Source organism: Nocardiopsis sp. NRRL B-16309 (assembly GCF_001279585.1).
GTDB lineage: Bacteria > Actinomycetota > Actinomycetes > Streptosporangiales > Streptosporangiaceae > Nocardiopsis.
This window is the reverse complement of sequence record NZ_LGEC01000016.1, coordinates 159,669-183,968: the sequence shown is the minus strand read 5'-3', so window position 1 is coordinate 183,968 and position 24,300 is coordinate 159,669. Positions and strand designations below refer to the sequence as shown.

General features: G+C 72.5%; 19 protein-coding genes. 11 read left to right on the top strand and 8 right to left on the bottom strand.

The genetic code is table 11. From position 1 onward, the window contains the following. The first annotated feature begins 166 nt into the window (after positions 1 to 166). From ispG to ADL05_RS03800, 8 genes are all read left to right on the top strand, one after another. Entirely contained in the window at positions 167 to 1,324 is a 1,158-nt protein-coding gene (gene ispG, locus ADL05_RS03835; protein WP_053615452.1) for a flavodoxin-dependent (E)-4-hydroxy-3-methylbut-2-enyl-diphosphate synthase, read from the top strand. Positions 1,325 to 1,876: 552 nt separating this feature from the next. Beyond that, the gene (locus tag ADL05_RS03830; RefSeq protein ID WP_053615451.1) at positions 1,877 to 3,358 is read left to right on the top strand and encodes an amino acid permease; all 1,482 of its coding nucleotides are present in this window, start codon (positions 1,877 to 1,879) and stop codon (positions 3,356 to 3,358) included. A gap of 242 nt (positions 3,359 to 3,600) precedes the next feature. Further along, positions 3,601 to 4,401 carry a carbon-nitrogen hydrolase family protein gene (locus ADL05_RS03825; protein WP_053615450.1) on the top strand — a complete coding sequence of 267 codons (801 nt, stop codon included), beginning with the start codon at positions 3,601 to 3,603 and terminating at the stop codon, positions 4,399 to 4,401. Between the two features lie 174 nt (positions 4,402 to 4,575). Then, positions 4,576 to 6,288 carry an NAD(P)/FAD-dependent oxidoreductase gene (locus ADL05_RS03820; protein WP_053615449.1) on the top strand — a complete coding sequence of 571 codons (1,713 nt, stop codon included), beginning with the start codon at positions 4,576 to 4,578 and terminating at the stop codon, positions 6,286 to 6,288. Between the two features lie 256 nt (positions 6,289 to 6,544). Next, a complete protein-coding gene (locus tag ADL05_RS03815; protein WP_053615448.1) occupies positions 6,545 to 7,624 on the top strand; it encodes an aromatic ring-hydroxylating dioxygenase subunit alpha in 1,080 nt (359 codons plus the stop codon). Further along, on the top strand, positions 7,621 to 7,872 hold the full coding sequence (locus tag ADL05_RS30985; RefSeq protein ID WP_197285679.1) for a hypothetical protein: 252 nt from the start codon (positions 7,621 to 7,623) through the stop codon (positions 7,870 to 7,872). The genes ADL05_RS03815 and ADL05_RS30985 overlap by 4 nt, the downstream gene beginning before the upstream one ends. Positions 7,873 to 7,910: 38 nt before the next feature. Further along, the gene (locus tag ADL05_RS03805) at positions 7,911 to 8,876 is read left to right on the top strand and encodes a PDR/VanB family oxidoreductase (RefSeq protein WP_053615447.1); all 966 of its coding nucleotides are present in this window, start codon (positions 7,911 to 7,913) and stop codon (positions 8,874 to 8,876) included. Between the two features lie 50 nt (positions 8,877 to 8,926). Next, positions 8,927 to 9,706 (top strand): IclR family transcriptional regulator, encoded by a 780-nt coding sequence (locus ADL05_RS03800; RefSeq protein WP_082376101.1) that lies wholly within the window; start codon positions 8,927 to 8,929, stop codon positions 9,704 to 9,706. Positions 9,707 to 9,730: 24 nt separating this feature from the next. Here ADL05_RS03800 and ADL05_RS03795 read toward each other — a convergent pair whose 3' ends face one another. Further along, entirely contained in the window at positions 9,731 to 10,195 is a 465-nt protein-coding gene (locus tag ADL05_RS03795; protein WP_053615445.1) for an Lrp/AsnC family transcriptional regulator, read from the bottom strand. 143 nt (positions 10,196 to 10,338) lie between these two features. Between ADL05_RS03795 and ADL05_RS03790 the strand changes: the two genes are divergently transcribed. Continuing rightward, positions 10,339 to 11,970 (top strand): alpha/beta hydrolase, encoded by a 1,632-nt coding sequence (locus ADL05_RS03790; RefSeq protein ID WP_053615444.1) that lies wholly within the window; start codon positions 10,339 to 10,341, stop codon positions 11,968 to 11,970. Between the two features lie 79 nt (positions 11,971 to 12,049). Next, positions 12,050 to 12,892 (top strand): GNAT family N-acetyltransferase, encoded by an 843-nt coding sequence (locus ADL05_RS03785; RefSeq protein WP_053615443.1) that lies wholly within the window; start codon positions 12,050 to 12,052, stop codon positions 12,890 to 12,892. Between the two features lie 626 nt (positions 12,893 to 13,518). Here the strand turns inward: ADL05_RS03785 and ADL05_RS03780 are convergent. From ADL05_RS03780 to ADL05_RS03765, 4 genes are all read right to left on the bottom strand, one after another. Further along, positions 13,519 to 15,114: an ABC transporter ATP-binding protein gene (locus tag ADL05_RS03780; protein WP_053615442.1), complete on the bottom strand. Its 1,596-nt coding sequence runs from the start codon at positions 15,112 to 15,114 to the stop codon at positions 13,519 to 13,521. Next, positions 15,111 to 16,001, bottom strand: coding sequence for an ABC transporter permease (locus tag ADL05_RS03775; protein ID WP_053615441.1), 891 nt, complete (start codon positions 15,999 to 16,001; stop codon positions 15,111 to 15,113). The genes ADL05_RS03780 and ADL05_RS03775 overlap by 4 nt, the downstream gene beginning before the upstream one ends. Beyond that, entirely contained in the window at positions 15,998 to 16,933 is a 936-nt protein-coding gene (locus tag ADL05_RS03770) for an ABC transporter permease (protein ID WP_053615440.1), read from the bottom strand. The genes ADL05_RS03775 and ADL05_RS03770 overlap by 4 nt, the downstream gene beginning before the upstream one ends. Positions 16,934 to 17,002: 69 nt before the next feature. Beyond that, on the bottom strand, positions 17,003 to 18,604 hold the full coding sequence (locus tag ADL05_RS03765; RefSeq protein ID WP_053615439.1) for an ABC transporter substrate-binding protein: 1,602 nt from the start codon (positions 18,602 to 18,604) through the stop codon (positions 17,003 to 17,005). A gap of 718 nt (positions 18,605 to 19,322) precedes the next feature. Here ADL05_RS03765 and ADL05_RS03760 point away from each other — a divergent pair. Next, positions 19,323 to 19,847, top strand: a complete 525-nt coding sequence (locus tag ADL05_RS03760; RefSeq protein ID WP_053615438.1) for an ATP-binding protein — start codon at positions 19,323 to 19,325, stop codon at positions 19,845 to 19,847. Positions 19,848 to 19,873: 26 nt separating this feature from the next. On the opposite strand, the gene ADL05_RS03755 is transcribed toward ADL05_RS03760, so the two are convergent. The 3 genes from ADL05_RS03755 to ADL05_RS03745 all read right to left on the bottom strand — a co-directional run bounded on the left by ADL05_RS03755 (position 19,874) and on the right by ADL05_RS03745 (position 24,265). After that, a complete protein-coding gene (locus ADL05_RS03755; RefSeq protein ID WP_053615437.1) occupies positions 19,874 to 20,395 on the bottom strand; it encodes a hypothetical protein in 522 nt (173 codons plus the stop codon). A gap of 66 nt (positions 20,396 to 20,461) precedes the next feature. Next, on the bottom strand, positions 20,462 to 21,310 hold the full coding sequence (locus ADL05_RS03750; RefSeq protein WP_053615436.1) for an AMP-binding protein: 849 nt from the start codon (positions 21,308 to 21,310) through the stop codon (positions 20,462 to 20,464). Positions 21,311 to 21,703: 393 nt separating this feature from the next. Continuing rightward, positions 21,704 to 24,265, bottom strand: coding sequence for a LuxR C-terminal-related transcriptional regulator (locus tag ADL05_RS03745; protein WP_053615435.1), 2,562 nt, complete (start codon positions 24,263 to 24,265; stop codon positions 21,704 to 21,706). Between the last annotated feature and the right edge of the window lie 35 nt (positions 24,266 to 24,300).

Here is a 24,300-nt window from a genome sequence, read left to right as displayed (position 1 = left end):
ACCTTGAGGTCGCGATCCGGGAACGGCGGTGCGGCCCGGGCCGCCGGTTGCACCGGTCGGTCGTGCGCACATCCGGACGCGACACCGCGCGCTGCGCCAGGCGCCCTCTATCGGAAGATTTCAAGTGCCGCCCCTCCCTCCGGGCGGTAGACGAGGTGAATCAAGCGTGTCCATCGATCTCGGCATTCCCACCACTCCGCCGCGCCCCTTGGCGACCCGTCGGCGCTCCCGGCAGATCATGGTGGGAAACGTCCCCGTCGGCGGGGACGCCCCGGTCTCGGTGCAGTCGATGACCACCACCCGGACCTCCGACATCAACGCGACGCTCCAGCAGATCGCCGAGCTGACCGCTTCCGGCTGCCAGATCGTCCGGGTGGCCGTGCCCACCAACGACGACGCCGACGCGCTGCCGATCATCGCCAAGAAGTCGCAGATCCCGGTGATCGCCGACATCCACTTCCAGCCCAAGTACGTGTTCGCGGCGATCGACGCCGGGTGCGCGGCGGTGCGCGTGAACCCGGGCAACATCAAGAAGTTCGACGACAAGGTCGCCGAGATCGCCCGGGCCGCCAAGGACTCCGGGACCCCGATCCGGATCGGCGTCAACGCCGGCTCGCTCGACAAGCGCCTGCTCGCCAAGTACGGCAGGGCCACGCCCGAGGCGATGGTGGAGTCGGCGCTGTGGGAGTGCTCGCTGTTCGAGGAGCACGACTTCCGCGACATCAAGATCTCGGTCAAGCACAACGACCCCGTCGTGATGGTCAACGCCTACCGGCAGCTCGCCGAGGCCTGCGACTACCCGCTGCACCTGGGCGTCACCGAGGCGGGCCCGGCCTTCCAGGGCACGATCAAGTCGGCCGTGGCCTTCGGCGCGCTGCTGTCCGAGGGCATCGGCGACACCATCCGCGTCTCCCTGTCGGCCCCGCCGGCGGAGGAGGTCAAGGTGGGCGCCCAGATCCTGGAGTCCCTGGGCCTGCGCGAGCGCGGTCTGGAGATCGTCTCCTGCCCCAGCTGCGGCCGGGCGCAGGTGGACGTCTACACGCTCGCCGAGGAGGTCACCGCGGGTCTGGAGGGCATGGAGGTCCCGCTGCGCGTGGCCGTCATGGGCTGCGTGGTGAACGGTCCGGGCGAGGCCCGCGAGGCCGACCTCGGAGTGGCCTCCGGCAACGGCAAGGGCCAGATCTTCGTCAAGGGCGAGGTCATCAAGACCGTCCCCGAGTCCAAGATCGTGGAGACCCTCATCGAGGAGGCCATGCGCATCGCCGAGCAGATGGGCGAGGCCGGCGTCGAGCCCGGTGAGCCCACCGTGGCCGTCGCGGGCTGACACTCCGCGCGCGTCGGGCGCCGCTCCGGCCGCCCGTCCCCGACCCGTCCCCCTCCACCGTGAGGCGGGGCGGGTCTTCTCGTGCCCACGGCGCCGCGTCGGCCGTGATGACGCCGCCGGAAGCCGCTGCCTCGCGCACCGGCGATCGCCCGGCCGACTCGTGCCCGCTCGGCGGCCTCGGCGCCCGGCCTCCTGTGGGGCCGCTCACCCCGCTCGTTGGGCGGGACTGTCCATGAGCGGTGGGACGTTACGCGAACGTTGGTGAAACCGCAGGTCACGCGGGTCTGGACACCCTGCGTGATTTTCGGTGACATGCATCACGCCATCGTGCGTTTTGTTGCGCCGTGCCGCACGGAATCGGGATGTTCGGCCGGACAAACGCAATGAATGTGGGTCATGTTACGCGGGTTACACGGCTAATGTTGCCTGGGGCACTTTCCAGCCGGAACAGGCACGGAACGGACGCCCACCCCCTTTACACCCGGCCAGGGGACCACTGTGTCCTGCCTGGTCTTCGGTGTGCCCGCACGCAGGAACGTCGAGGAGTGACACGTGGTCGACCAGCAGACCCCAGTGGGCGCGAACGCGCCCACGCGCCCGGGCGGTGCGCCCGCGCTGAGGGAACGACTGACCAGACGCAAGCCGGTCGAGAAGCTGGTGGCGGAGACCGAGGGCGCCGAGGGCGCCGGACTGCGGCGCCACATGGGCTTCTGGCAGCTCGCCATGATCGGGATCGGCGCCACCCTCGGCACCGGCATCTTCGTCGTCCTGGGCGAGGCGGTGCCGGTCGCGGGCCCCGCCGTCGTGCTGGCCTTCGTGCTCGCCGGAGTGACCGCGCTCTTCTCCGCCCTGGCCTACGCCGAGATGGCCGGGATGATCCCCGCCTCCGGATCGGCCTACTCCTACTCCTACGCCACCATGGGCGAGTTCATGGCCTGGGTGTGCGGCTGGTGCCTGATGCTCACCTACGGCGTCTCCGTCGCCGCCGTCGGCGTGGGCTGGGGCCAGTACATCAACGAGCTCCTGCACCTCACCACCGGTCTGTCGATGCCCGCGGCGATGCTCGCCGGGCCCCTCGAAGGCGGGCTGGTCAACGTCCCCGCCGCCGTCGTGGTCCTGCTGTCGATGTTCGCCCTGCTCGTCGGAGTGCGCGAGAGCAGCCGCGTGAACGCGGTCATGGTCGCGATCAAGATCGCCATCCTGGTCATGTTCGTGGCCATCGCGGTCACCGCCGTCCAGGACGGCAACTTCGCGCCGTTCATGCCGATGGGCATGGCGGGTGTCAGTGCCGCCGGCGCCACCCTGTTCTTCTCCTACATCGGCTTCGACTCGGCCTCCACGGCGAGCGAGGAGGCCAAGAACCCCCAGCGCGACCTGCCGCGCGCGATCATGTTCTCGATGATCCTGGTCACCGCGCTGTACTGCCTGGTGGCGTTCACCGCCGTCGGCGCGCTCAACTGGGCCGACTTCGCCGACGGTGAGACCTCGCTCGCCGGGATCCTCACCGCGGTCACCGGCACCACGGTCTGGGCGGTCATCTTCGCGGCAGGCGCCGTGCTCGCCCTGGCCAGCGTCGTCCTGGTGGTCCTCTACAGCCAGACGCGCATCCTCTACGCGATGTCGCGCGACGGGCTCATCCCCAAGGCGTTCTCCACCCTGGACGCCAAGGGCACCCCGCGGGCCAACACGATCATCACGTCGGTGCTCATCGCGCTCCTGGCGGCGCTCATTCCGCTGGGCCCGCTCGCCGACGCCACCGCGATCGGCACCCTGTTCGCGTTCGCCCTGGTGAACGTCGCCGTGCTCGTGCTGCGCCGGTCGCGGCCCGACCTCAAGCGCGCCTTCCGCATGCCGGGTGCCCCGGTCACGCCGGTCCTGGGCGTGCTGTCCTGCGCCTACCTGATGTCCAGCATGGCGCTGAGCGTGTGGGTCGCCTTCGTCGCCTGGCTCGCGGTCGGCCTGGTCATCTACTTCTCCTACGGCATGCGCCGCTCGGCCCTGGAACGCGAGGACACCGTCGAGGTCCGCTCCTGAGGTCCGCACCGCACCCGCGGTGAACGACGCGGAGGGGTCGGGGCCGTGCTCTCGGCCCCTCCCTCGCGCCACCCGTCGTGGCCTGGGACACATATCCCGCGCGAAAGCAGGTATCGGCGCAAGAAAAATGGGCGATCCGCAGAGAATACGCAACGAATCCATGATTCGGTGCACTGAAAAAGCGGACATCCGCCCCTAGAGTGGATGCGGCCGAGCAGCGACCGACGACCGGAGGTGACACGGTGAGCGACCGGACCCTGCGCGTGGCCCTGGACCAGGGGACCGCACCCAGCGGTGACACCGCCGCCGCCCTCGCCCGTCTGGCCGAGCGGGCCGCGACCGCGGCCGCCGCCGGAGCCGACCTGCTCGTCGGCCCGGAGATGTCGATGACCGGCTACAACATCGGCGCGGACACCGCGCGCCTGGCCGAACCCGTCGACGGGCCCCTGTGCTCCGCGGTCGCCGCCATCGCCGCCGACGTCGGGGTCGCCATCGTCCACGGCTTCCCCGAGCGCGCCGACGGCACCGTCTACAACACCGTCCAGCTCGTCGGAGCCGACGGCACGCCCCGCGCCGCCTACCGCAAGGCCCACCTGTTCGGCGACCTGGACCGCGCCGCGTTCACCGCCGGGTCCGAGCCAGTCGTCCAGGTGGAGCTCGGCGGACTGCGCGTGGGCCTGCTGGTCTGCTACGACGTCGAGTTCCCCGAGCCCGTGCGGGCCCATGCCCTGGCCGGAACCGAGCTGCTGGTCGTGCCCACGGCCCTCATGCGCCCCTTCACCGACGTGCCCACGCGCGTCGTGCCCGTCCGCGCCCTGGAGAACCAGATCCACCTGGCCTACGTGAACCGCTGCGACACCGAGGGCGACCTGCGGTACGCGGGGCTGAGCGCCCTGATCGCGCCGGACGGCACCGACACGCTGCGGGCGGGACCCGACGAGGAGCTGCTGGTCGGCGACGTCGATCCGGCCGCGCTCACCAGGGCCCGGCGCGACCAGTCCTATCTGGCCGACCGGCGTCCCGAGCTCTACACCACCGGCTGAGCCGCGCGCTCACCGCGCCCGCCGTGCCCGTCGCATCCGCACCGCGGCACCTGCCGAGCCGCCGCCCGGACCGACCACCCCACCCGCACCACCCGCACCAACCCTGATCCGCCCGGCCCCCGGCCGGCCAACCGAGCCAACCGCTCGCCGACACCCACGTGAAGGAGGGGCCTGATGACGTCTGCCGTGCCCACGGCCGCCGGTTCCACGCCCGCGCAGGACACACCGCTGAACATGTGCGGACCGGACTTCCCGTTCGCCTACGACGACTACCTGCGCCACCCCGCGGGGCTCGGCCAGGTCCCCGCCGCGAGCCACGGGACCGAGGTCGCGGTCATCGGCGGCGGGCTGTCGGGCATCATCACGGCCTACGAGCTGATGAAGATGGGCCTGAAGCCGGTCGTGTACGAGGCCGACCGGATCGGCGGCCGGCTGCGGACCGAGAAGCTCGACCACTGCCCCGACGACGTCGTCGCCGAGATGGGCGCCATGCGCTTCCCGCCGTCGTCCACCTCCTTCTGGCACTACGTCGACCGGGTCGGGCTGGACACGGTGGCCTTCCCCAACCCGCTCTCCCCGGTCACCCCGAGCACCGTCGTCGACCTCAAGGGCCGTGCCCACTACGCCACCACCCTGGACGACCTGCCCGAGGTCTACCGCGAGGTGGCCCGCGCCTGGGAGCGCACCCTGGAGGAGGGCGCCCAGCACACCCGGATGCAGCGGGCCATCCGCGAGCGCGACGTCGCCACGCAGAAGGAGATCTGGAACGAGCTGGTCGCCGAGCTCGACAACCAGACCTTCTACGGCTTCCTGTGCGACTCCCCGGCCTTCGCCTCCTTCCGGCACCGGGAGATCTTCGGCCAGGTCGGCTTCGGTACCGGCGGCTGGGACACCGACTTCCCCAACTCCATCCTGGAGATCCTGCGCGTCACCTACACCGGCGCCGACGACGACCACATGAGCATCGTCGGCGGGGTCCAGCAGCTGCCGCTGCGCCTGTGGGAGGACGCCCCCGACAAGCTCGTGCACTGGGCGCAGGGCACGACCCTGGCCTCGCTGCACGAGGGCGGCCCGCGTCCGGCCGTGACGGCCCTGCGCCGGACCGCGGCCAAGGGCTCCCCGTCGGGCAACATCACCGTCACGGACGCCTCGGGCTCGACCCGCACCTACGCGGCGGCGGTGTTCACCGCGCAGAGCTGGATGCTGCTGTCCAAGATCGACTGCGACGAGGACCTGCTGCCCATCGACCACTGGACCGCGATCGAGCGCACCCACTACATGGAGTCCTCGAAGCTGTTCGTGCCGGTGGACCGCGCGTTCTGGCGGGACCAGGACCCCGAGACCGGCCGCGACGCCATGAGCATGACGCTCACCGACCGCATGACCCGGGGCACCTACCTGCTGGAGGGCGAGGACCCCGACGGCCCGGCCGCCATCTGCATGTCCTACACCTGGTGCGACGACTCGCTGAAGTGGCTGCCGCTGTCGGCCAACGAGCGCCTGGAGGTCATGCTCTCCTCCCTCGGCAAGATCTACCCGAACGTGGACATCCGGTCGCACATCACCGGTGACCCGGTGACGGTGTCGTGGGAGGACGAGCCCTACTTCATGGGCGCGTTCAAGGCCAACCTGCCCGGTCACTACCGGTACCAGCGCCGCCTGTTCACGCACTTCAAGCAGGACGCCCTGGACGAGCGCCACCGCGGCCTGTTCCTGGCCGGGGACGACGTGTCCTGGACCGCCGGGTGGGCCGAGGGCGCCGTGCAGACGGCCCTCAACGCGGTGTGGGGCGTGGTCGACCACTTCGGCGGCGGGACCGACCCGGCCAACCCGGGGCCGGGCGACGTCTTCGACGAGATCGCCCCGCTCGCCCTGCCCGAGGACTGAGCCCCGCCGGAGGCCGGAACCCGGACCTGCACCTCCTCGGCCCCGGCCGCGCCACGCGCGGCCGGGGCCGACGCCGTTCCGGAACACTTTCACTGAGTGAAAGCCGTACTGCGCGGCCGGTCGCGCGTCACACAGCATGGTGACCGAGGCCACGGAGTGCGGAACATGTGGTTCCGGCGACCCGACACCGCCGTTCGCGGCGGTGCGCCGTCCCCGCGCTCCGGGTGGCCGCCCACCGACGCAGGAGGCCGCGCACATGACGGAGTTCGTTCGCAACCAGTGGTACGTCGCCGCGTACGGGACCGAGATCGGTCGCGCGCTGTTCGCGCGCACGATCCTCGGTGAGCCGATCGTGTTCTACCGCACGGAGGCCGGTGAGGTCGTCGCCCTCGCCGACCGCTGCGTCCACCGCCGCTACCCGCTCTCCGAGAGCCGGTTGGAGGGTGACCGCGTCATCTGCGGCTACCACGGCTTCACCTACGACACCCTCGGCACGTGCGTGTCCGTACCGGGCCAGAAGCGGATCCCGCGCACCGCCCGTGTCCCCGCCTACAAGGTCGTCGAGCAGGACTCCTTCGTGTGGGTGTGGATCGGCGACCCGGACCGGGCCGAGGCGACCCCGATCCCACGCGCCCCCTGGCTCGACGACGAGGCCTACACCGTCGTGTGCGGCATGGAGCCGCTCGCCGCGCGCTACGACCTGCTGGTCGACAACCTCCTCGACCTCTCCCACGAGACCTACCTGCACGGCGGCTACATCGGCACCCCCGAGGTGGCCGAGACCCCCATCACCACCGAGGTCGACGAGGCCGAGCGCGTGGTCTACGTCAGCCGCCACATGGCCGACGCCGCCTGCCCGCCCTTCTACGCCGAGTCCACCGGGATCCGCGGGCGCATCACCCGCTGGCAGGACATCGAGTACCGGCCGCCGTGCCTGTACCTCCTGCACAGCCGCATCGCCCCGGTGGGGGTGCTCCCGAACGAGGACGGCACCGACCCCGACGCCTTCCACGTCGAGGTCGTGTACGCCATCACGCCCGAGACCGAGCACAGCACCCACGACTTCTGGGCGGTCGCCCGCGACTTCGCCCTCGGGGACGACCAGGTGTCGGCCTTCCTGAGGGAGAACAACCGCACCGTCGTCCTCCAGGACGTGGTCGCCCTCGACCTCCTGGAGAAGGTGGTCGAGCAGGAGGCCGACGGCTACCAGGAGCTGTCGGTCAACATCGACACCGGCGGTCTGGCCGCGCGCCGCATGCTCAAGGCCATGGCGGCCGAGGGGCGCGGGCAGGAGTCCGCGACGCCGACCGCGGCGGCCGGACGGGGGCGGTCGTGACCCCCGCGGGCAACCGGCCGATGCTCCAGGGGGACGGCATCGTCCGCATCCACTGGGTGCTGGGCACCGACCAGCTGCGGGCGGTGTGCCACTGCGGCGCGGAGCGGCTCTTCGAGGACCCGGTCGTGCTCTGGGAGTGGGTGCTGGACCACCCCGAGGGGCACAGGCCCGGTCCCGCCGGCGGGGCGGGGACGGGTCCCGCCGAACACGCGCGACACCCGCGCACACCGGTTCCGGCCGGCCACTGAACAGTCACGGGACCGCCGTGGACGAGGAGGGGCAGAAGATGACCGTGACCACCGGGCCGCGCGTCGAGCTGGAGTTCGACGCGCGGCTGGAGCGCAGGGAAACCGTCGCCGACGGCGTGCTGCGGCTGACCTTCACCCGGGTCGGCGGGGGCGCGTTCGACCCCTGGGAGCCGGGGGCGCACGTCGACCTCGTGCTGGGCCCCGACCTGGTCCGCCAGTACTCGCTGTGCGGCGACCCGGCCGAGCGCGACGTCCTGCGCGTGGCCGTGCTGGACGTCCCCGACGGCCGCGGCGGCTCGCGGTTCGTGCACGAACGGCTGGACGAGGGGAGCACCGTCCGACTGCGCGGACCGCGCAACACCTTCCCGTTCCTCCCGGCACGGCGCTACGTGTTCGTGGCCGGCGGCATCGGCATCACCCCGCTGCTCCCCATGGTCCGCGCGGCGCACGCCGCCGGAGCCGACTGGCGGCTGCTCTACGGCGGGCGCACCCGGACCGCCATGGCCTTCGGCGCGGACCTGGCCCGCGACCACGGGGACCGGGTGGCGCTCGCGCCCCAGGACGAGGTCGGACTGCTGGACCTGGACGCCCTGCCCGCCGACCCCGGCGATGACGCCCTGGTCTACTGTTGCGGACCCGAACCCCTGATCGCGGCGGTGGAGGAGCGGGCCGCCGGATGGCCGCGGGGTACGCTCCGGGTCGAGCGGTTCGCTCCGCGGGAGGCCGCCTCAGGCGGCGGCGCGTTCGACGTGGAGCTCGCCGAGACGGGCGTGACCGTCCACGTCCCCGAGGACCGGTCCGTGCTGGAGGCCGTCGAGGACTCCGGTGTCCAGGTGCTCTCCTCGTGCCGCGAGGGCACCTGCGGGACCTGCGAGACGCCCGTGCTCGACGGGGTGCCCGACCACCGGGACTCGCTGCTCACCGACGAGGAGCGGGCGTCGGGGGAGATGATGATGATCTGCGTGTCCCGCGCGCGCACGCCCCGGCTCGTCCTCGAACTCTGAGCCGCGGAGGCCCGGGCGCGCGGGCCACGGGAGGCGGAGGGGAGGTGCGCGTGGCGGACACCGCGGACGGGGCGCGCCCCGACCACCGGACGGTCACCGCCAAGGTGCTCGCGCTGCTGGGCGCCTTCACCCCTACGAACCCCGAGCTGACCCTCACCGAGCTGGCCCGCCGGTCCGGGCTGTCCCTGCCCACGGCCCACCGGCGGGCCGCCGAACTCGTGGAGTGGGGCGCCCTGGAGCGCGGCGCCGACGGACGCTACCGGATCGGTCTGCGGCTCTGGGAGGTGGCGTCCCTGGCCCCGCGCGGCCTGGGCCTGCGCGAGGCGGCCATGCCGTTCCTGGAGGACCTGTACGAGGTCACGCGGGAGAACGTGCAGCTCGCGGTCCGCGAGGGCGGGGAGCTGGTGTTCGTGGAGCGCATCGCCGGGCGTCACGCCATCCCCGTCCTGACCAGGGTCGGCGGTCGCTTCGACCTGCACTCCACCGGTGTGGGGCTGGTGCTGCTCGCGCACGCGCCCGCCGACGCGCAGGACGCGGTACTGCGCGGGCCGCTGCGCGCCCACACCCCGCTGACCGTGACCGACCCCGTCCGGCTGCGGGCCCGCCTGGCCGAGATCCGCCGACTCGGGTACGCGGTGAGCGAGGGCCAGGTGACCACCGACGCGCTGTCGGTCGCGGCGCCGGTCCGCGACGGGAGCGGCGCCGTGGTGGCCGCGGTGTCGCTGGTGGTGCGGCTGGACGAGGCCAGACCCGCCGCGCTGGCGCCGGTCGTCCAGGCCGCCGCGCGGGGGATCTCGCGGGCGCTCGGCTCCGCGCCGCGCCGCCGCTGAGGCGGACGCGGCACCGAGCCGGGCTCAGGGCAGGTCGGCGGTTCCGGCGAGGATCGGCTGGTCGACCAGCCGGGACAGGACCAGCGTGCTCTTGGTGCGCACCACGAAGGGCTCGGCGCCGATGCGCTCGATGACCTCCTCCAGGTGGTGCGTGTCGCGGGCCCGCACCTGGACGATGGCGTCGGCCTCACCGGTGACCGTGCACGCCGAGGTGATCTCCGCGTAGGAGGCCAGCCCGGTGCGGATCTCGCCGGGCGAGGTGCGCGCCCGGCAGTACAGCTCGATGAACGCCTCCGTGGTCCACCCGATCGCCTGCGGCTCCACCACCACGGTGAAGCCGCGCACCGCGCCGGACTCCACCAACCGGTCGACACGCCGTTTGACCGCGGACGGGCTCAGGCCGACCGAGCCGCCGATCTCGGCGAAGCTCATGCGCGCGTCGGCGCCGAGTATCGCGATGATCCGCTCATCGACGCGATCCAGACGCATACCGACCTTCCGTCCCATTCCGATCTGACCAGGGCACATGCTACCGGGCAGTGGGAGGAAGGCCCTCGTGTCGCCGCTGATCGTCACACTTCGTAGTGATAACTATGCAGAGGGAAACAGGTCGGGTGTGAGGGAGTCGACGAGTGCGAGCACGAACCTGGGCCACCGCCTCCACCGGAGCGGTCCTGGCCTCCCTGGTGGCGGCGCTGCCCGTCCAGGCCGCCGAGACGGCACCGGCGACCAGGGTCGACCTCAGGGCCCTGGAGTGGAGCCCGTGCCAGGACATCGCACCCGTGGGCGACGAGACGCTGGAGTGCGCGACCCTCACCGTCCCGATGGCCCGAGGGGACGACGCCGGAAGCGGGCGGGACGCGACCGTCGACCTCGCGCTGTCCCGCGTCCCCGCCACCGGAACCGCCGAACACACCCTGCTGGTCAACCCCGGCGGCCCCGGCAGTGCCGGACGCATGTGGGCCGCCCACACCCACCGGCGGATGTCCGAGGAACTGCGCGAGGTCTACGACGTCGTCTCCTTCGACCCCCGCGGCGTCGGCGCCTCCACCCCCGCGGCCGCCTGCGACCCCGACTACTTCACCCCGGTGCGCCCCGACACCGTCCCCGCCGGTGCCGAGGAGGAGGCCGCCCTGCTGGACCGGGCCGAGGCGCACGCCCAGGCGTGCGCCGACCACGGCGGCCCCGTCCTGCGGCACATGCGCACCGAGGACACCGCCCACGACATGGACGCCATCCGCGCCGCCCTGGGCGAGGAGCGCATCGACTACCTCGGCTACTCCTACGGCACCTACCTGGGCACGGTGTACTCCGCGCTCTACCCAGAACGCGTGCGCGCCCTGGTCCTGGACAGCGTGGTCGACCCCGACAACCCCTGGTACGAGAGCAACCACGTGCAGAGCCGTGCCCTGGACCGCGCCGCCGGCACCTTCTTCTCCTGGGTCGCCCGCCACGAGGACGCCTACGGCCTCGGCGGCACACCGGAGGAGGTCGCCGACGCCTACTACCGTCTGCGGGAGCGTCTGGGCACCGAACCGGCCGGGGGCACGGTGGGGCCCACCGAGCTGGAGGGGGTGGTGATCGTCGTCGCCTACAGCGGGCGCACGTGGCCGACCGTCGCCTCGGCCCTGTCGGCGCAGGTCAACGACGACGATCCCACTGCGCTGACCGGCCTGCACGAGACCTACGGCGACGACGCCGACAGCGACAACGGCTACGCCGGCTACCTCGCCGTCCAGTGCACCGACTCCCACTGGCCGAAGGACTGGGACACCTGGCGCTCGGACACCGAGGACGTCCACGAGGACGCGCCCTTCATGGCCTGGCACAACACCTGGTACAACGCTCCCTGCGCCACGTGGTCGGCGCCCGCCGACGACTGGTTCGGGATCGGCGACGGCCCCGACGAGCACCCCGCCTACACCGGCGACGCGCTGGTCGTGCACGCCACCGGCGACGGCGCGACCCCGGTCGAGGGCGCCCACTCCCTGCACCGGCGCCTGCCCGGATCCGCCCTGGTCATCGAGGACGGCGGCCGCACGCACGGCGTCGCGCTGACCGGCAACCCCTGTGTGGACGAGGCGGTCTCCGCCTACCTGCTCCGGGGCGAGCTGCCCGCGGCGGGGCCGGGCGCCGACCTGGTCTGCGAAGCCGGGCCCGAGCCGCGGCCCCGCGAGGCCCAGAGCGACCCCGCGCCCGGCCTGCAGCGGGTCGGGCCCTTCGGACTCGACCGCGCCTCGGACTCGGCCGACATGGTCGAATAGGCTGGAATCGGCGCGAACAGGCGCGTGCGGCCGTGACCGGCGGCCGCCGCGACGTCGGCGGAACGATGGGGGAGATGCGATGCTGCGGACCTCGCCGGTACGGGTCCTGGGAGAGCGGGACCGCGAAGCCGTCCACGCGCTCCTGGACACCGATCCCGTGGGAAACGTCTTCGTCACGTCACGGCTGATGGCGACCGGGATCTCGGCCGGTCCCACCGGCACCGAGGTGTGGGGCCACGTCGACCGGGGACGCCTGACCGCCCTGTGCTACTCCGGTGCCAACCTCGTCCCGGTCAACGCCGGCCCGGAAGCGATCCGCGGGTTCGCCGACCACGCCCGCTGGCGCGGTCGCCGCTGCTCCTCGATCGTCGGCCCGGTCGACGCCGTCGCCGAGTTCTGGCGGCGCATCACCCCGGCGTGGGGGCCCGCCAGGGTGATCCGCGCCAGCCAGCCCGTCCTGGAGATCGACGGCCCGCCGCTCGTCGCCGCGGACCCGCTGGTACGCCGAGTACGCCCCTCCGAGCTCAACATCCTCGTCCCCGCGTGCGTCGCGATGTTCACCGAGGAGGTCGGTGTGCCGCCCGACTCCGGTGACGGCGGCGCGCTCTACCGGGCGCGGGTCGAGGAACTGGTCCGCACCGGACGCGCGTTCGCGCGCATCGAGGACGGGCGGGTCGTGTTCAAGGCCGAGATCGGCGCCGTCACACCGCACGCCTGCCAGGTGCAGGGCGTGTGGGTGCACCCCGACCTGCGCGGCCGCGGCCACTCCACGGCCGGGATGGCGGCGGTGGTCGAGTACGCGCTCGCCGAGATCGCCCCCCGCGTGACGCTCTACGTCAACGACTTCAACACCCCCGCGCGCGCCGCCTACCACCGGGTCGGCTTCCGCCAGGTCGGCGAGGTCATGTCCGTCCTCTTCTGACACCCCGACCACGCGGCCGACCCCCCGAAGGCCAGCGAGGCGTTGAAGGCGAGCAGCCCGATTCGCCGTGACCCGGGGACTGAGGAGGAGCGAACCCGCCCACCGGTACCCGTGAGGTGGAAGGCCAGCGAACCCGCCGGTACACCCGAGGGGTTGAAGGTCGGCGGCCACCTGGTGTGCCCCTCGGGCATGAGACGTGAGCGTTCGCGCCCACCGATACCCGTGGGGTTGAGGGCGAGCAGCCGGTTCGCCGGGACCCAGAGAGCGTAGGTGAGTGGTCCCGCCCACTGGTACCCCGGGAGGGCGTAGGTGAGACCGGTACCCGTGGGGCCGAAGGCGGGCGGGTTCGCTTGCCTCGGCCGCAGGGGGTTCGAGGCGAGCGGTCCCGCTGCCAGAACCACTGGGGGTCGGGTCAGCGGTTCCGCCCGCCGGAACCACAGGGGGGGTTGGCCGGGCCGAAGCGAGGAACGAGCGGAGGCCCAAAGAGAGCACGGGCGAGGGGCGCGCCGGTGCCTGGGTGCCTGCAGGAGGAGTCTCTGCCGCCAGCGAGGAACGAGCCAGGCAGTAGCGACGACGAAGGACCCGGCGTGAAGCGCCCCGAGTCAAGCGCCCCGAACCACCCGGCGTTAAGCGCCCTGAGGCGCGAAGTCCGGCGTGTCGGCGATCAGCGCACGCGTGTACTCGTGCTCGGGCGCCGACATCACCTCCCCGACCGGCCCGTACTCCACGATCCGGCCCTTGTTGAGCACCGCGACGCGGTCGGCGATGTTGGACACCAGCGCGATGTTGTGGGTGACGAACAGCAGAGCCATCCCCGCGTCCTGGAGGTTGCGCAGCAGCGCGACGATCTCCGCCTGCACCGACACGTCCAGGGCCGAGGTGATCTCGTCGCACACCAGCAGGTCGGGCTTGGTGGCCACCGCGCGGGCGATGCACACCCGCTGGCGCTCGCCGCCGCTGAGCTGCTCCGGGAAGCGGTTCGCGTAGGAGGCCGACAGGGCGGCGCGCTCCAGTGCCTCGGCCACCACGGCGTCCGGGTCCTGCGGCCGTCCCACCAGGTGACGGTAGGGGCCCAGGATCTGGTCGCGCACGCGCTTGCGCGGGTTCAGCGCCTCGTAGGGGTTCTGGAACACGTACTGCACGCGCCGCCGCTGCTCGGCGGTGCGCCGGTAGCTTCCGGTGGCCAGTCGCGCGCCGTCGAAGAGCATCTCGCCGGAGAACTGGTGGTGCAGGCCCACGACGGACCGGGACAGGGTGGTCTTGCCCGATCCGGACTCGCCCAGCAGCGCCACGCACTCCCCGCGCGAGACCGACACGTCGATGTCCTCCAGCACCGTGGTGCGCCCGTACCCGGCGGACAGCCCGCGCACCCGCAGCAGCGGCTCCTCCTCGGGGGCGGACTCCTCGGGGCGGTGGTCGGTCCGCAGCAGCGGGACGGCCCGCAGCAGGCGGCGCGTGTACTCGTGCCCGGGCGCCGCCATGACCTCCTCGGTGCGCCCGCGCTCGACCAGTTCGCCCTGGTACATGACCGCGATCTCGTCGGCCAGGCCGGCGACGACCGCCATGTCGTGGCTGATGTAGACGCCCGCCGTCCCGTAGTCGCGGGTCATCCGGCGGATGGTGTCCAGCACGTGCGCCTGCGTGGTCACGTCCAGGCCCGTGGTCGGCTCGTCGAGCACGATCACGTCCGGCCGTCCGATGAAGGCCATGGCGATCGCCACGCGCTGCTGCTGGCCCCCCGACAGCTGGTGCGGGTAGCGCGCCAGGAAGGCGTCGTCGTCGGGCAGCGCGACCTCGCGCAGCACCTCGCGCACCCGCTCGGACACCTCGCCCGCGGACAGGGAGGAGTCGTGCAGGGCCTCGCGCAGCTGCGTGCGCAGCCTGAGCGCGGGGTTGAGCGCCGAGGCGGGGGACTGCGGGATGTAGGCCACCGCCCGGCCCCGCAGCGCCCTCACGCCCTGCTCGGACAGCGTCGCGAGGTCGGCCCCGGCCACCTCCACGCGGCCGCCGGAGATCTCCGTGGCCCGCTTGCAGTGCGCCAGGAGCGAGAGCCCCAGCGTGGTCTTGCCCGATCCGGACTCGCCGACCAGGCCGAGGATCTCACCGCGCCGCACCGTGATGGACACGCCGCTGATGATCTCCACGTCCGAGGGACGCCCGATCACGGTGAGGCCGTCGACCAGCAGTGCGGTGGTGTCGTCCGGCGTGTTCTCCTGTGTCACTTCTCGACCCCCCGGTCGATGCCGATCGCGGCCCGTGAGAGCCCGTCGGTGATGAGGTTGGCGCCGATCGTCAGGACCGCGATCGCGGTCACGGGCAGTGCCACGGCCCACGGCTGCACGGCCATGCCCTGGCGGTTCTCGTTGATCATCAGGCCCCAGTCGGCCGTCGGCGGCTGCAGACCCATGCCGAGGAAGCCCAGGACGGCCACCACGCCGATCGAGTAGGTCAGGCGCAGGCCCAGCTCCACCAGCAGCGGGCTGGTCACGTTCGGCAGGATCTCCACCGCCATGATCCGCGTGCGGGGCAGGCCGATCGCCTCGGCGGCCTTGACGTAGTCCTGCTCGATGACCTTGCGGGTCGCCTCGCGGATGACCCGGGCCACGCGCGGCAGGTGCGAGACCGCGATGACGGCCACGATCAGCCACACCTGGGGGCCGATGATCGACATCACCAGCAGCGCCGCGATGAGCTGGGGGAAGGCCAGCAGGACGTCGTTGACGCGCATCAGGGCGTTGTCCAGCCATCCGCCCTGGTAGCCGGCGACGATGCCGACGACGGTGCCCGCGGCCACGCCGATCCCGGCGGCGGCGCCCGCCAGCACGAGCAGGGTCCACCCGCCCCAGAGGAAGCGCGTGAGCACGTCCCTGCCGCGGTTGTCGCCGCCGAACAGGACGCCGTCCACGCCCGTCTCGAACGGCTTGGCCACGAACTCCGTCGGCGTGTACGGGGCCACGAACGGGCCCACCACGGCCACCAGGACCACCAGCGCGGTCAGGACCACGCCCACCTTGGTCCGGCCGAACCGCCACGCGGTCCGGAACAGTCCGGGGCGGCGCCGGGGCGGGGCGGCGACGGCCTCGGCCGTCGGTGTCGAAGGCGTACTCATCGGTTCGCGACCCTCACCTTCGGGTTGGCAGCCAGACCGATCACGTCGGCGACCAGGTTGACGAGGATGTAGATCCCGGCGATGAGGAGCACGACGGCCTGGATCAGCGGCACGTCGCGGTTCGCGATGGCGTCCATCAGCACCTTGCCGACGCCGGGGAAGTTGAACAGGTACTCGATCGCCACCACGCCGCCGGCCAGCCACGCCAGCTGCAGAGCGACGACCTGGGCGACCGGGCCGATGGCGTTGGGCGCGGCGTGGCGCCAGAGCACGAGCCGTTCACTCATGCCCTTGAGCCGTGCCTGCTGGACGTACTCGCTCTCCAGGACCTCGATCATCGTCGCCCGCATCATGCGCACGATCGGCGGGGCCACGGCCAGCGACAGCGTCAGGACGGGCAGGATCCACTGGTCGGGGCCGCCCTGGCGGGCGTACACCGACGGGAACAGGTCCAGGCCGCCGGGGCCCAGCAGCAGGATCAGCAGGATGCCGACGACGAACTCGGGGATGGACGCCACGATCAGCGTTCCCATCGACGAGGTGTGGTCGAAGGCCCGGTCCCTGCGCAGCGCGCTGAACGCGCCGACGGCCAGCGCCACCGGCGTGGCCACGAGCGCGGACAGCCCCATCAGGGTCAACGAGCTCTGGACGGGCGAGGCGAGGTACTCCGCGACGGGCCGGCGGTTGGAGAACGAGGTGCCCAGGTCGCCCTGGACGATGCCCTGGAGCCACTGCATGTACTGCACGGCCACGGGTTCGCCCAGGTTGAGCTGTTCGCGCAGCACGGCCAGGCGCTCGGGCGTCGCGTCGCGTCCGAGGATGAGCTGGGCGGCGTCGCCGGGAAGCGCCTGGGTGGCGGCGAAGACCACGAGGGACACCGCCCAGAGCGTCAGGGCGCCGAAGAGGAGCCGGACGACGATGAGTCGAGTCATGGTGAGCTTTCGGTTGCGGTCGGACGGGGGCGGGTGCCCGGAGCACCCGCCCCCGCGGGCGGTGCCGTCCTACTGGTCCATCCACACCCGGTGGAAGGCGTAGGAACCCAGGGGGTGGCCGGAGACCGCGGGCTCCAGCCCGTGCACGCTCGTCGTGTGGGCGTCGATCAGGTTGACGAAGCCCCAGACGATGTAGCCGCCCTCCTCGTACTCGATCCGCTGCGCCTGCCGGATGATCTCGTTGCGCTCCTCCAGGTCGGAGGTGCTGCGGGCCTGGTCGACGAGCTCGACCCACTCCTCGTCCTCGCCCCACATCGTCTCGTTGTAGGGCGCGCCCACGACCGAGCCCTGCGCGGTCTGCGTGATGTAGTTGCGGGCGCTCCAGAAGTCCTGGCCGAAGGCGTAGGGGAAGCCCTCCTCCGGGTTCCAGTAGTCGCTGGGGTTGACCCGGCGCAGGGTGACGGTGACCCCGGCCTCGGTGGCCTGCTCCTTGAAGACCTCGGCGGCGGCGACCACACCCACGCTGATGTCGCTGGTGACCAGCTCGACCTCCAGGCCGTCGCCGTGGCCGGCCTCGTCCAGCAGGCGGCGGGCCTCCTCCAGGTCCTGGTCGCGCTGCTCGAAGTCCTCGGGGTAGGAGGGGTCCATCCGCGCGTACATGTCGTTGCCGATCTGCCCGTAGCCGGACAGCGCCTGGTCGATCATCTCCTGGCGGTCCACGATGAGCCGGAACGCCTGGCGCACGCGCACGTCGTCGAAGGGGGCCTGGTCCACGCGCATGGTGAACGGCAGCCACATGCCGGTCTCGGACTCCATGATCGACAGCGACGGGTCGCCCTCGATGATCGCGACCTGGGCGTGCGGCACCTGACTGATGATGTCGACGTTCTGGCTGCTCAGCGCGTTGACGCGGGCATCGTCCTCGGGGAAGTCGATGATCTCCAGCTCGTCGACGTAGGGCAGGCCCTCCTCGTGGTAGCCCTCGTGCCGCGCCATGAGGCTGTACTCGCCGACGGTGAACTCGGTCAGCCGGAAGGGGCCGCAGCCGATCGGCTCGTCGGGGTCGTAGCCCTCGGGCACCACGCAGTTGTAGTACTCGGCCAGGGCCTCGGGCAGGGTGACCATGGGCTCGGTGCAGTGGACGACCACCGTGCGCTCGTCCACGACCTCCAGGCCCTCGTAGTCGACGCCCTCCAGGTCGCCGGCGCCGCGCATGGGGTCGTCCGGGTCCAGGATGCGCCGGAGCGAGTAGACGACCGAGTCGGCGGTCACGGGCGACTCGTCGTGGAAGGTCAGGCCCTCCTTGAGGACCAGGGTCCACTCGGTGCCGTCGTCGTTGGACTCCAGGGACTCGGCCAGGTACGGCTCGATGGTCCCGTCGTTGCTGTAGCGCATCAGCGACGCGTACAGCGCGTAGTTGCGCGCGATGTCGACATTGTCGGTGGGGTCGTGCGCGTCGAGGGTGTCGCTGGCACCGCCGCCCGCGATGCCGACGCGCAGGTGGCCGCCCCGCTGCGGCTCGCCGTCCCCGGAGCCCTCGGACCCCTCGTCTCCGCCGCAGGCGGCCAGGACGGGCGTGACGGCCGCTCCCGCGGCCGACGCCTTGAGGAGGGAACGGCGGCTGGGAACGCCGAGCACGCGGACGGTGGGGTCTTCGGACTGGGACGGCACAGGACACCTCGTCTGGACTGGGAACTACCGGGTGCCGACGCCGGGTGGGGGGCGGCGCCCGTGGGGCACGGGACATGGGGCCGGCGTCGACGCCCTTGATCCTTGTTGCGCCTGATGAGAGCGTCAAATGCACTCATGTGGTGACACGTGACGGTTTCGGCGTGCCGTCCGGGGCGGCGAACCCTCCGCGTGCCGGGGTGGTGAAACCGGCCGTGGCCTGGTACTTCCCGGCGACCGGCGCGGGCACTCCGCGGGGTCGTGTGCGCATCGCGCCCGCGCTCCCAGAGCGGTGTCCACCGCGCTCGGGGTACCGGGGGTTGTGCCCTAATCGATGTCTCCGGGAAGTGAAACCGTGGTGTTTAACGGGTGATTTATCCGTTTCGCCGGTTTCCATGACGGGGTGGTGACGGTGAGATCCCGTGTGGCTGCTGTGCGTGCAGGTGCGCGGTGGGCCGAGGTGGTGGGAAGCCCCGCCGGCGGCCGAATCCGGCCACCGCCGTGACCACGCGCATTGCCTGCGTGTTACACCTCACATGGGTTCGCCTGGGGTCCGGAGCGTTTCCTTTGTCCTCCTCGGGGAGGACACGGGGCGGGGTTTTGTGGCCAATCCCCGGCATGCCGAAGCCGGGTGTGCTGTTCTGGAGCACGTACGCCCTTGTCTAAGGTGAGTGCAGGCGGCGCGACCCGCGCGCCCGACGCGGGTGATTGGAGTGACCGGATGGCTGAGGCGAGGCAACTCCGCGAGTTCGTGCCCGCGGACGCCCCGGACGGCATCACCCCGGACGTCGCGGCGATCGATGTCGCGGACGTGACCGGAGGCGTCACCGACCACACCGTGTGGAGCTGCGCGGGCAACCTCACCGCGGTCCGCTCGGTCCGCGCACGGGTGCGCGAGTTCCTCGACCGCATGGGCCACTCCGACGAGGTCCTCGACGACGCCGAGCTCGCGGTCAGCGAGCTGGCGACCAACGCGCTGCTGCACTCGCGCTCGGGGCAGAGCGGCGGTGTCATGACGCTGTTCATCCGCTCCGACGCCGGACGGCTCCGCGTCGCCGTGGCCGACCAGGGCGAACGCGAGGGCGAGGGAGGGCACTCCCGCGACGACGGCGAGGACTTCGGTCGCGGCAAGCTCATCGTCGACAGCTGCGCCACCCGCAGCGGCGACTACTGGAACGAGGACACGCACGTGGCCTGGTTCGAGATCGACGATCCCCGGGCCACGGTCGACGCCGCCGCGGGCTAGGGACCCGGGGCGGCTCGCGGACCGGCTCAGTCGTCGGTGGCGACGAGGAGCGTGATCCGTCCGGCCGAGCGGTCGATGAGCACGAACTCGTGGAAGCAGTCCTGCACGCGCCCCCAGTCATGGACGGCACCGTCTCCGAGTTCCCTCAGGTGGTGGACGCGGTCGGCCGCGGCCACACAGGCGAAGGCCTCCCGCTCCAGAACCGCCTCCAGGTCGGCGGGCACGGGCTCGTACTGGTTCGCCCACTCCCGAAGGACGCGCGCACACTCCTCCCGGCCCACGGCGTCGTACTCGCGCGGGGTGATCAGCCTCAGCCAGTACGGGCCGTGCCTGATCTCGTCCGGCCGCACCCCGCTGCCCGCGTAGGCGTCGCGGAACTGCTCGTGCCCGATGAGCGCGGCGAGCAGATCCGCGTCGGAGGCGGACCCCGGGGAGAACCGCAGATGTTTCGTGCTGACCCACCGGAACCCGTGCGCCCACGGACCCCGCCACCGGAAGAGCCGGAAGTTGACGAAGGCGCCGCCTTCGTACGTGAGTGCGTTCTCCATGGCGCCGGAGCCTACGGCATCCTCCGTGGACTCACCCGTGGCGCCGGTCGTGCCGCGGACCTCGGGTCAGCACATGCCTTCGGCACGGGGGTGGGCGACGCGGACCGGCTCGGGGGCGCACCGCACGGTGACCTGGCGCCCCTCCGGGGCCGGGGAGCCGGTGCCGCACACCACGCACGCGCCCGTCCAGAGCGCCAGCGCCACCAGGGCGGCACGAGTGGGCTCGTCGCCCCGCTCGTCCACCGCCACGACGTCGTCGGCGGTCAGCTCCAGCCGCCCGCGCAGGTCGGTGAAGCGGGCCATGAGGTCGCTGTGCGGGTAGAGGGTGGTCAGGATCCCCTCGGGCGTGCGGTCGTAGCCGAGGATGCCGTTGTCGAACAGGCCCCGGGTGGGGTTGTAGCCGTTACCGTCCGGGCTCGGCTGCAACAGGTCGTCGAAGGGCGTCGTGCCCAGGGCGCCGCCGAAGGCGATCACCTGCCGCACGCGCGAGCGCTCGGCCAGCTCCAGGGCGGTCGTCGCCAGGTCCGCGCTCACCAGCAGCAGCCGGGCGTCGGTCTCGGCGAGCACCGCGCACTGGGTGTCGGGGTCGGACTCCGTGGACAGCGGAAGCGCCCGGCCCCCCACGGCCATCACCGTGTACGTGGCCGTGAACCGGTCCGGCGAGACCGGTGCGAGCACGCCCACGACGTCGCCCAGGCACAGGCCCCGGCGGCTCAGCCCGGCGGCGGCGCGCTCCACCGTCGCGGCGAACGTCAGCGCGTCCACCCGGCGGCCGGCGCCGCGGATCGACCCCCCTCGGGTCGGCCGCAACCGCAGCCGCTCGCACAGACCCCCGGTCAGTGATCCGATCGGGTCGTCCCTGCGCGGCAGGTGGCGTCCCGACCGCTCGGTTCCTGAAGTCAGACCAACCCCCATGCGTACCCCCACTCGTCCACACGACGACGGATCCGCTGCGCGGGCTCGTCACGCCCCCTCCACGTGGCGAGCCCGGCAGCGCCGTGCGGAGGCGGGGGCCCTCCCCAGGTTCCACCCCGCGCTCGCACGGTTCCACCGGCCCCGGGACGGGCCCGGGGCTGACGGTCCGACGGGTGCCCGGTGTTCGGCCCGGGCCCGACGGCCGCTGTCGGAACCCCTGCGTCCACCGCCGCTCCAGCGAGCGGAAGGGCCTGAGTTCCATGTCTGGAAGCCTAGCGCGTTCACAGCCAGATGCACATGCATATTGCGATGCAGATGCATATGTAGATTCTGTCGGCGCACTGACTACACAGCCCGTTCCGGGCGATTCGCGAGGGCTCCGGAGCCCCTCGTTCAGCCGGTGTCGCGGTGCCGCTCCACCCACGCCGCGATCTGCGTCCGCGAGTGGAAGCCCATCTTCCGGTTGATGTTGGCCACGTGCCGCGCGGCGGTCGAGGGCGTGATGAAGAGCGTCCGGGCGATCTCCGGATTGCTCTTGCCCCGGCTCACCAGCCGTGCGATCTCCAGCTCCCGCTGGGTGAGCCGCGAGCTGGGGGGCTCCGACTCCGCGGGGGCGGGTGCCGTGGTCCCGGAGCGCCCGTCGGGGTCCTCCCGGGGTTCCGGGTGCTCCCGTCCGCTGTCGGGCGTTGTACCCGCCTCGCGGCCCCGCATGCGCGGCGATCGCGACGGAGGGCGGCGGCCGTCCACCGCCACACGCTCGGCGAGGTCCACGGCGTCCGACAGCGGCATCGCCCGACCCCGTTCCCACCAGTCGACCAGCCGCCGGCGCCGCCGACGGACCCGCTCCACCTTCACGAACGGCCACGGCGCCTCGTGGGTCATCAGGCCCAGGTCCGACCGCACCTCGGTCGCCGACCCGGCGAGCAGGCACGCCTCCTCGCGCAGGCCCGAGCCGAACGCCACCCGCGCGATCGCGACCAGCGTCCGCGCCGCCTCGGCGCGCTGCCCCGTCGAATGGCTGAGCACCAGCCCCTCGCTGAGGTAGTCGTAGGCCTGTTCCGTGGAGCCCAGCGCGTGCGCCACCCGGCCGATCCCGGCCAGGCAGCGCGCCTCCTCGGCCACCGACCCGATGACGCGCTGGGTGTCCAGCGCCTCCCGGTAGCAGCGGTCCGCCGTCATGAGGTCGTCGTTGGCCTCGGCGGCCCGCGCCTGGCCCATGAGGGTCACCGCCACGCCCCAGCGGTGGTCCATGCCGCGCAGCAGCGCCAGCGCGGTCGTGTAGTGCTGGTCGGAGCTGGGGTAGTCGCCCTGCTGGGCCACCAGGGCCGCACGGGTGCCCAGCGCGATCGCCTCGCCCCACACGTCGCCGGCGTCACGGCACAGCCGCAGCGCCTCCTCGACCCGCACCGCCGCCCGGTCCGGCGTGCGCGAGCGCACGCCCACCAGGGCCAGCAGGTTCAGGGCGGTACGGACGAACACGTCGTCGCCCGCCTCGCGGCACAGCCGCAGCCCCTCCTCGCCCATGGACAGCGCCAGCTCGTGGTCGCGGCGCACCCGGGCCAGCTGGGCGCGCCCGACCAGGGCGCGGGCGCGCGAGGGCGCCTTGGCGGCCTCGTCCAGCGCCAGCAGCCGGTCCAGCCAGTGCGCGCCCTCGGAGTAGTTGTGGTGGCTCACCCAGTGGGCGGTCAGGCTCACGCACAGCCGCAGGCCGGGCTCGGCGGCACCGCGCTGGTAGGACCAGCGCAGCAGGGAGCGCAGGGTGTCGTACTCGGCGATCACCCTCTGGCGCCCGGAGTCGCGCTCGGCCCAGGGCATGCCCCGGCTCGACTCCAGCCGCCGGCCCAGGTCCTCGGCCAGGCGGAGCATCCGGGCCATCAACCGCTCCTGGAACACCTCCGCCTCACCCGCCCCCGACAGCCGCTCCTGGGCGAACCGGCGCACGGCCTCCGGCAGCCGGTAGCGGACCCGGCCCTCGAACTCGCCGGTGACGGTGATCAGGGACCGGTCCAGCAGAGACGTCAGCAGATCGAGGATGTCGGCCTCGGGCAGGACCTCGTCGGAGCAGACCTGCTCGGCCAGCTCCAGGTCCCAGCCGCGGAACACCGACAGCCGCCGCAGCAGGAGGCGCTCGGGCTCGGGCAGCGACTCGTAGACGTAGTCCAGCACCAGCGGCAGCACCTCGTTGCGCGAGACCGCCTGGCCGGGGCCGGGCCGCGCGAACGGCGAGGCCAGGTGGGAGCGCAGGCCGCGGGCGAGCCCGTCCGGCCCGGTCTCGGGCGCGCTCGCGCCCAGCACCTCGATCGCCAGCGGCACGCCGCCCGCCAGGTCGCACACGACGGCGACGTCCTCCAGCTCCTCCGGCGACGCGGAGAAGCGGGGGTCGCGGGTCCGGGCACGGTCCAGGAACAGGCGGACCGCCTCGCCGTCGGCCGGGTCCGGCGGCGGCGCGTTGCGCGCCGCCACGGGCGGCGCCATCGCCGGAACGCGCCACACCGTCCCGCCGGACAGCCGGATCGGCTCCTCACTCGTCACCAGCACCGACACGTTCGGGCACGAGGCGAGCAGCGACTCGCCGACGCCCACGACCTCGTCCGCCACGTGCTCACAGGAGTCCAGCACCAGCAGCAGACGGCGGTGCCGCAGCGCCTCGGTCACCGTGGCCGACAGCGGCTGCCCCGGCTCCTCCACCACTCTGACCGCGTGCGCCACACGGGCGTACACCTCCAGCGTCGACCGGGCGTCGGTGAGGTCGGCCATCCACACGCCGTCGGGAAAGGAGGCCGTGGACTGCTCGGCCACCCGGAGCGCCAGCCGGGTCTTGCCGATGCCGTCGGCCCCGCACAGGGTGACGGAGCGGCTGGAGCCGAGCAGGCGGAGCAGATCGCTCAGATCCCGCTCGCGGCCCACGAAGCCGGTCCCCGGCCGGGGGAGGTTGTGCCGCGCGGGCGCGGTCAAAGGTGCCATGGCCTTCACTTGTAGGGGCTGACAGA

Excerpts from the sequence above, each read along its gene's own strand:
- ADL05_RS03820 (WP_053615449.1), top strand. The coding sequence starts at position 4,576 with ATGACGTCTGCCGTGCCCACGGCCGCCGGTTCCACGCCCGCGCAGGAC.
- ADL05_RS03815 (WP_053615448.1), top strand. The coding sequence starts at position 6,545 with ATGACGGAGTTCGTTCGCAACCAGTGGTACGTCGCCGCGTACGGGACC.
- ADL05_RS03805 (WP_053615447.1), top strand. The coding sequence starts at position 7,911 with ATGACCGTGACCACCGGGCCGCGCGTCGAGCTGGAGTTCGACGCGCGG.
- ADL05_RS03795 (WP_053615445.1), bottom strand. The coding sequence starts at position 10,195 with ATGCGTCTGGATCGCGTCGATGAGCGGATCATCGCGATACTCGGCGCC.
- ADL05_RS03785 (WP_053615443.1), top strand. The coding sequence starts at position 12,050 with ATGCTGCGGACCTCGCCGGTACGGGTCCTGGGAGAGCGGGACCGCGAA.
- ADL05_RS03775 (WP_053615441.1), bottom strand. The coding sequence starts at position 16,001 with ATGAGTACGCCTTCGACACCGACGGCCGAGGCCGTCGCCGCCCCGCCC.
- ADL05_RS03770 (WP_053615440.1), bottom strand. The coding sequence starts at position 16,933 with ATGACTCGACTCATCGTCGTCCGGCTCCTCTTCGGCGCCCTGACGCTC.
- ADL05_RS03760 (WP_053615438.1), top strand. The coding sequence starts at position 19,323 with ATGGCTGAGGCGAGGCAACTCCGCGAGTTCGTGCCCGCGGACGCCCCG.
- ADL05_RS03755 (WP_053615437.1), bottom strand. The coding sequence starts at position 20,395 with ATGGAGAACGCACTCACGTACGAAGGCGGCGCCTTCGTCAACTTCCGG.
- ADL05_RS03750 (WP_053615436.1), bottom strand. The coding sequence starts at position 21,310 with ATGGGGGTTGGTCTGACTTCAGGAACCGAGCGGTCGGGACGCCACCTG.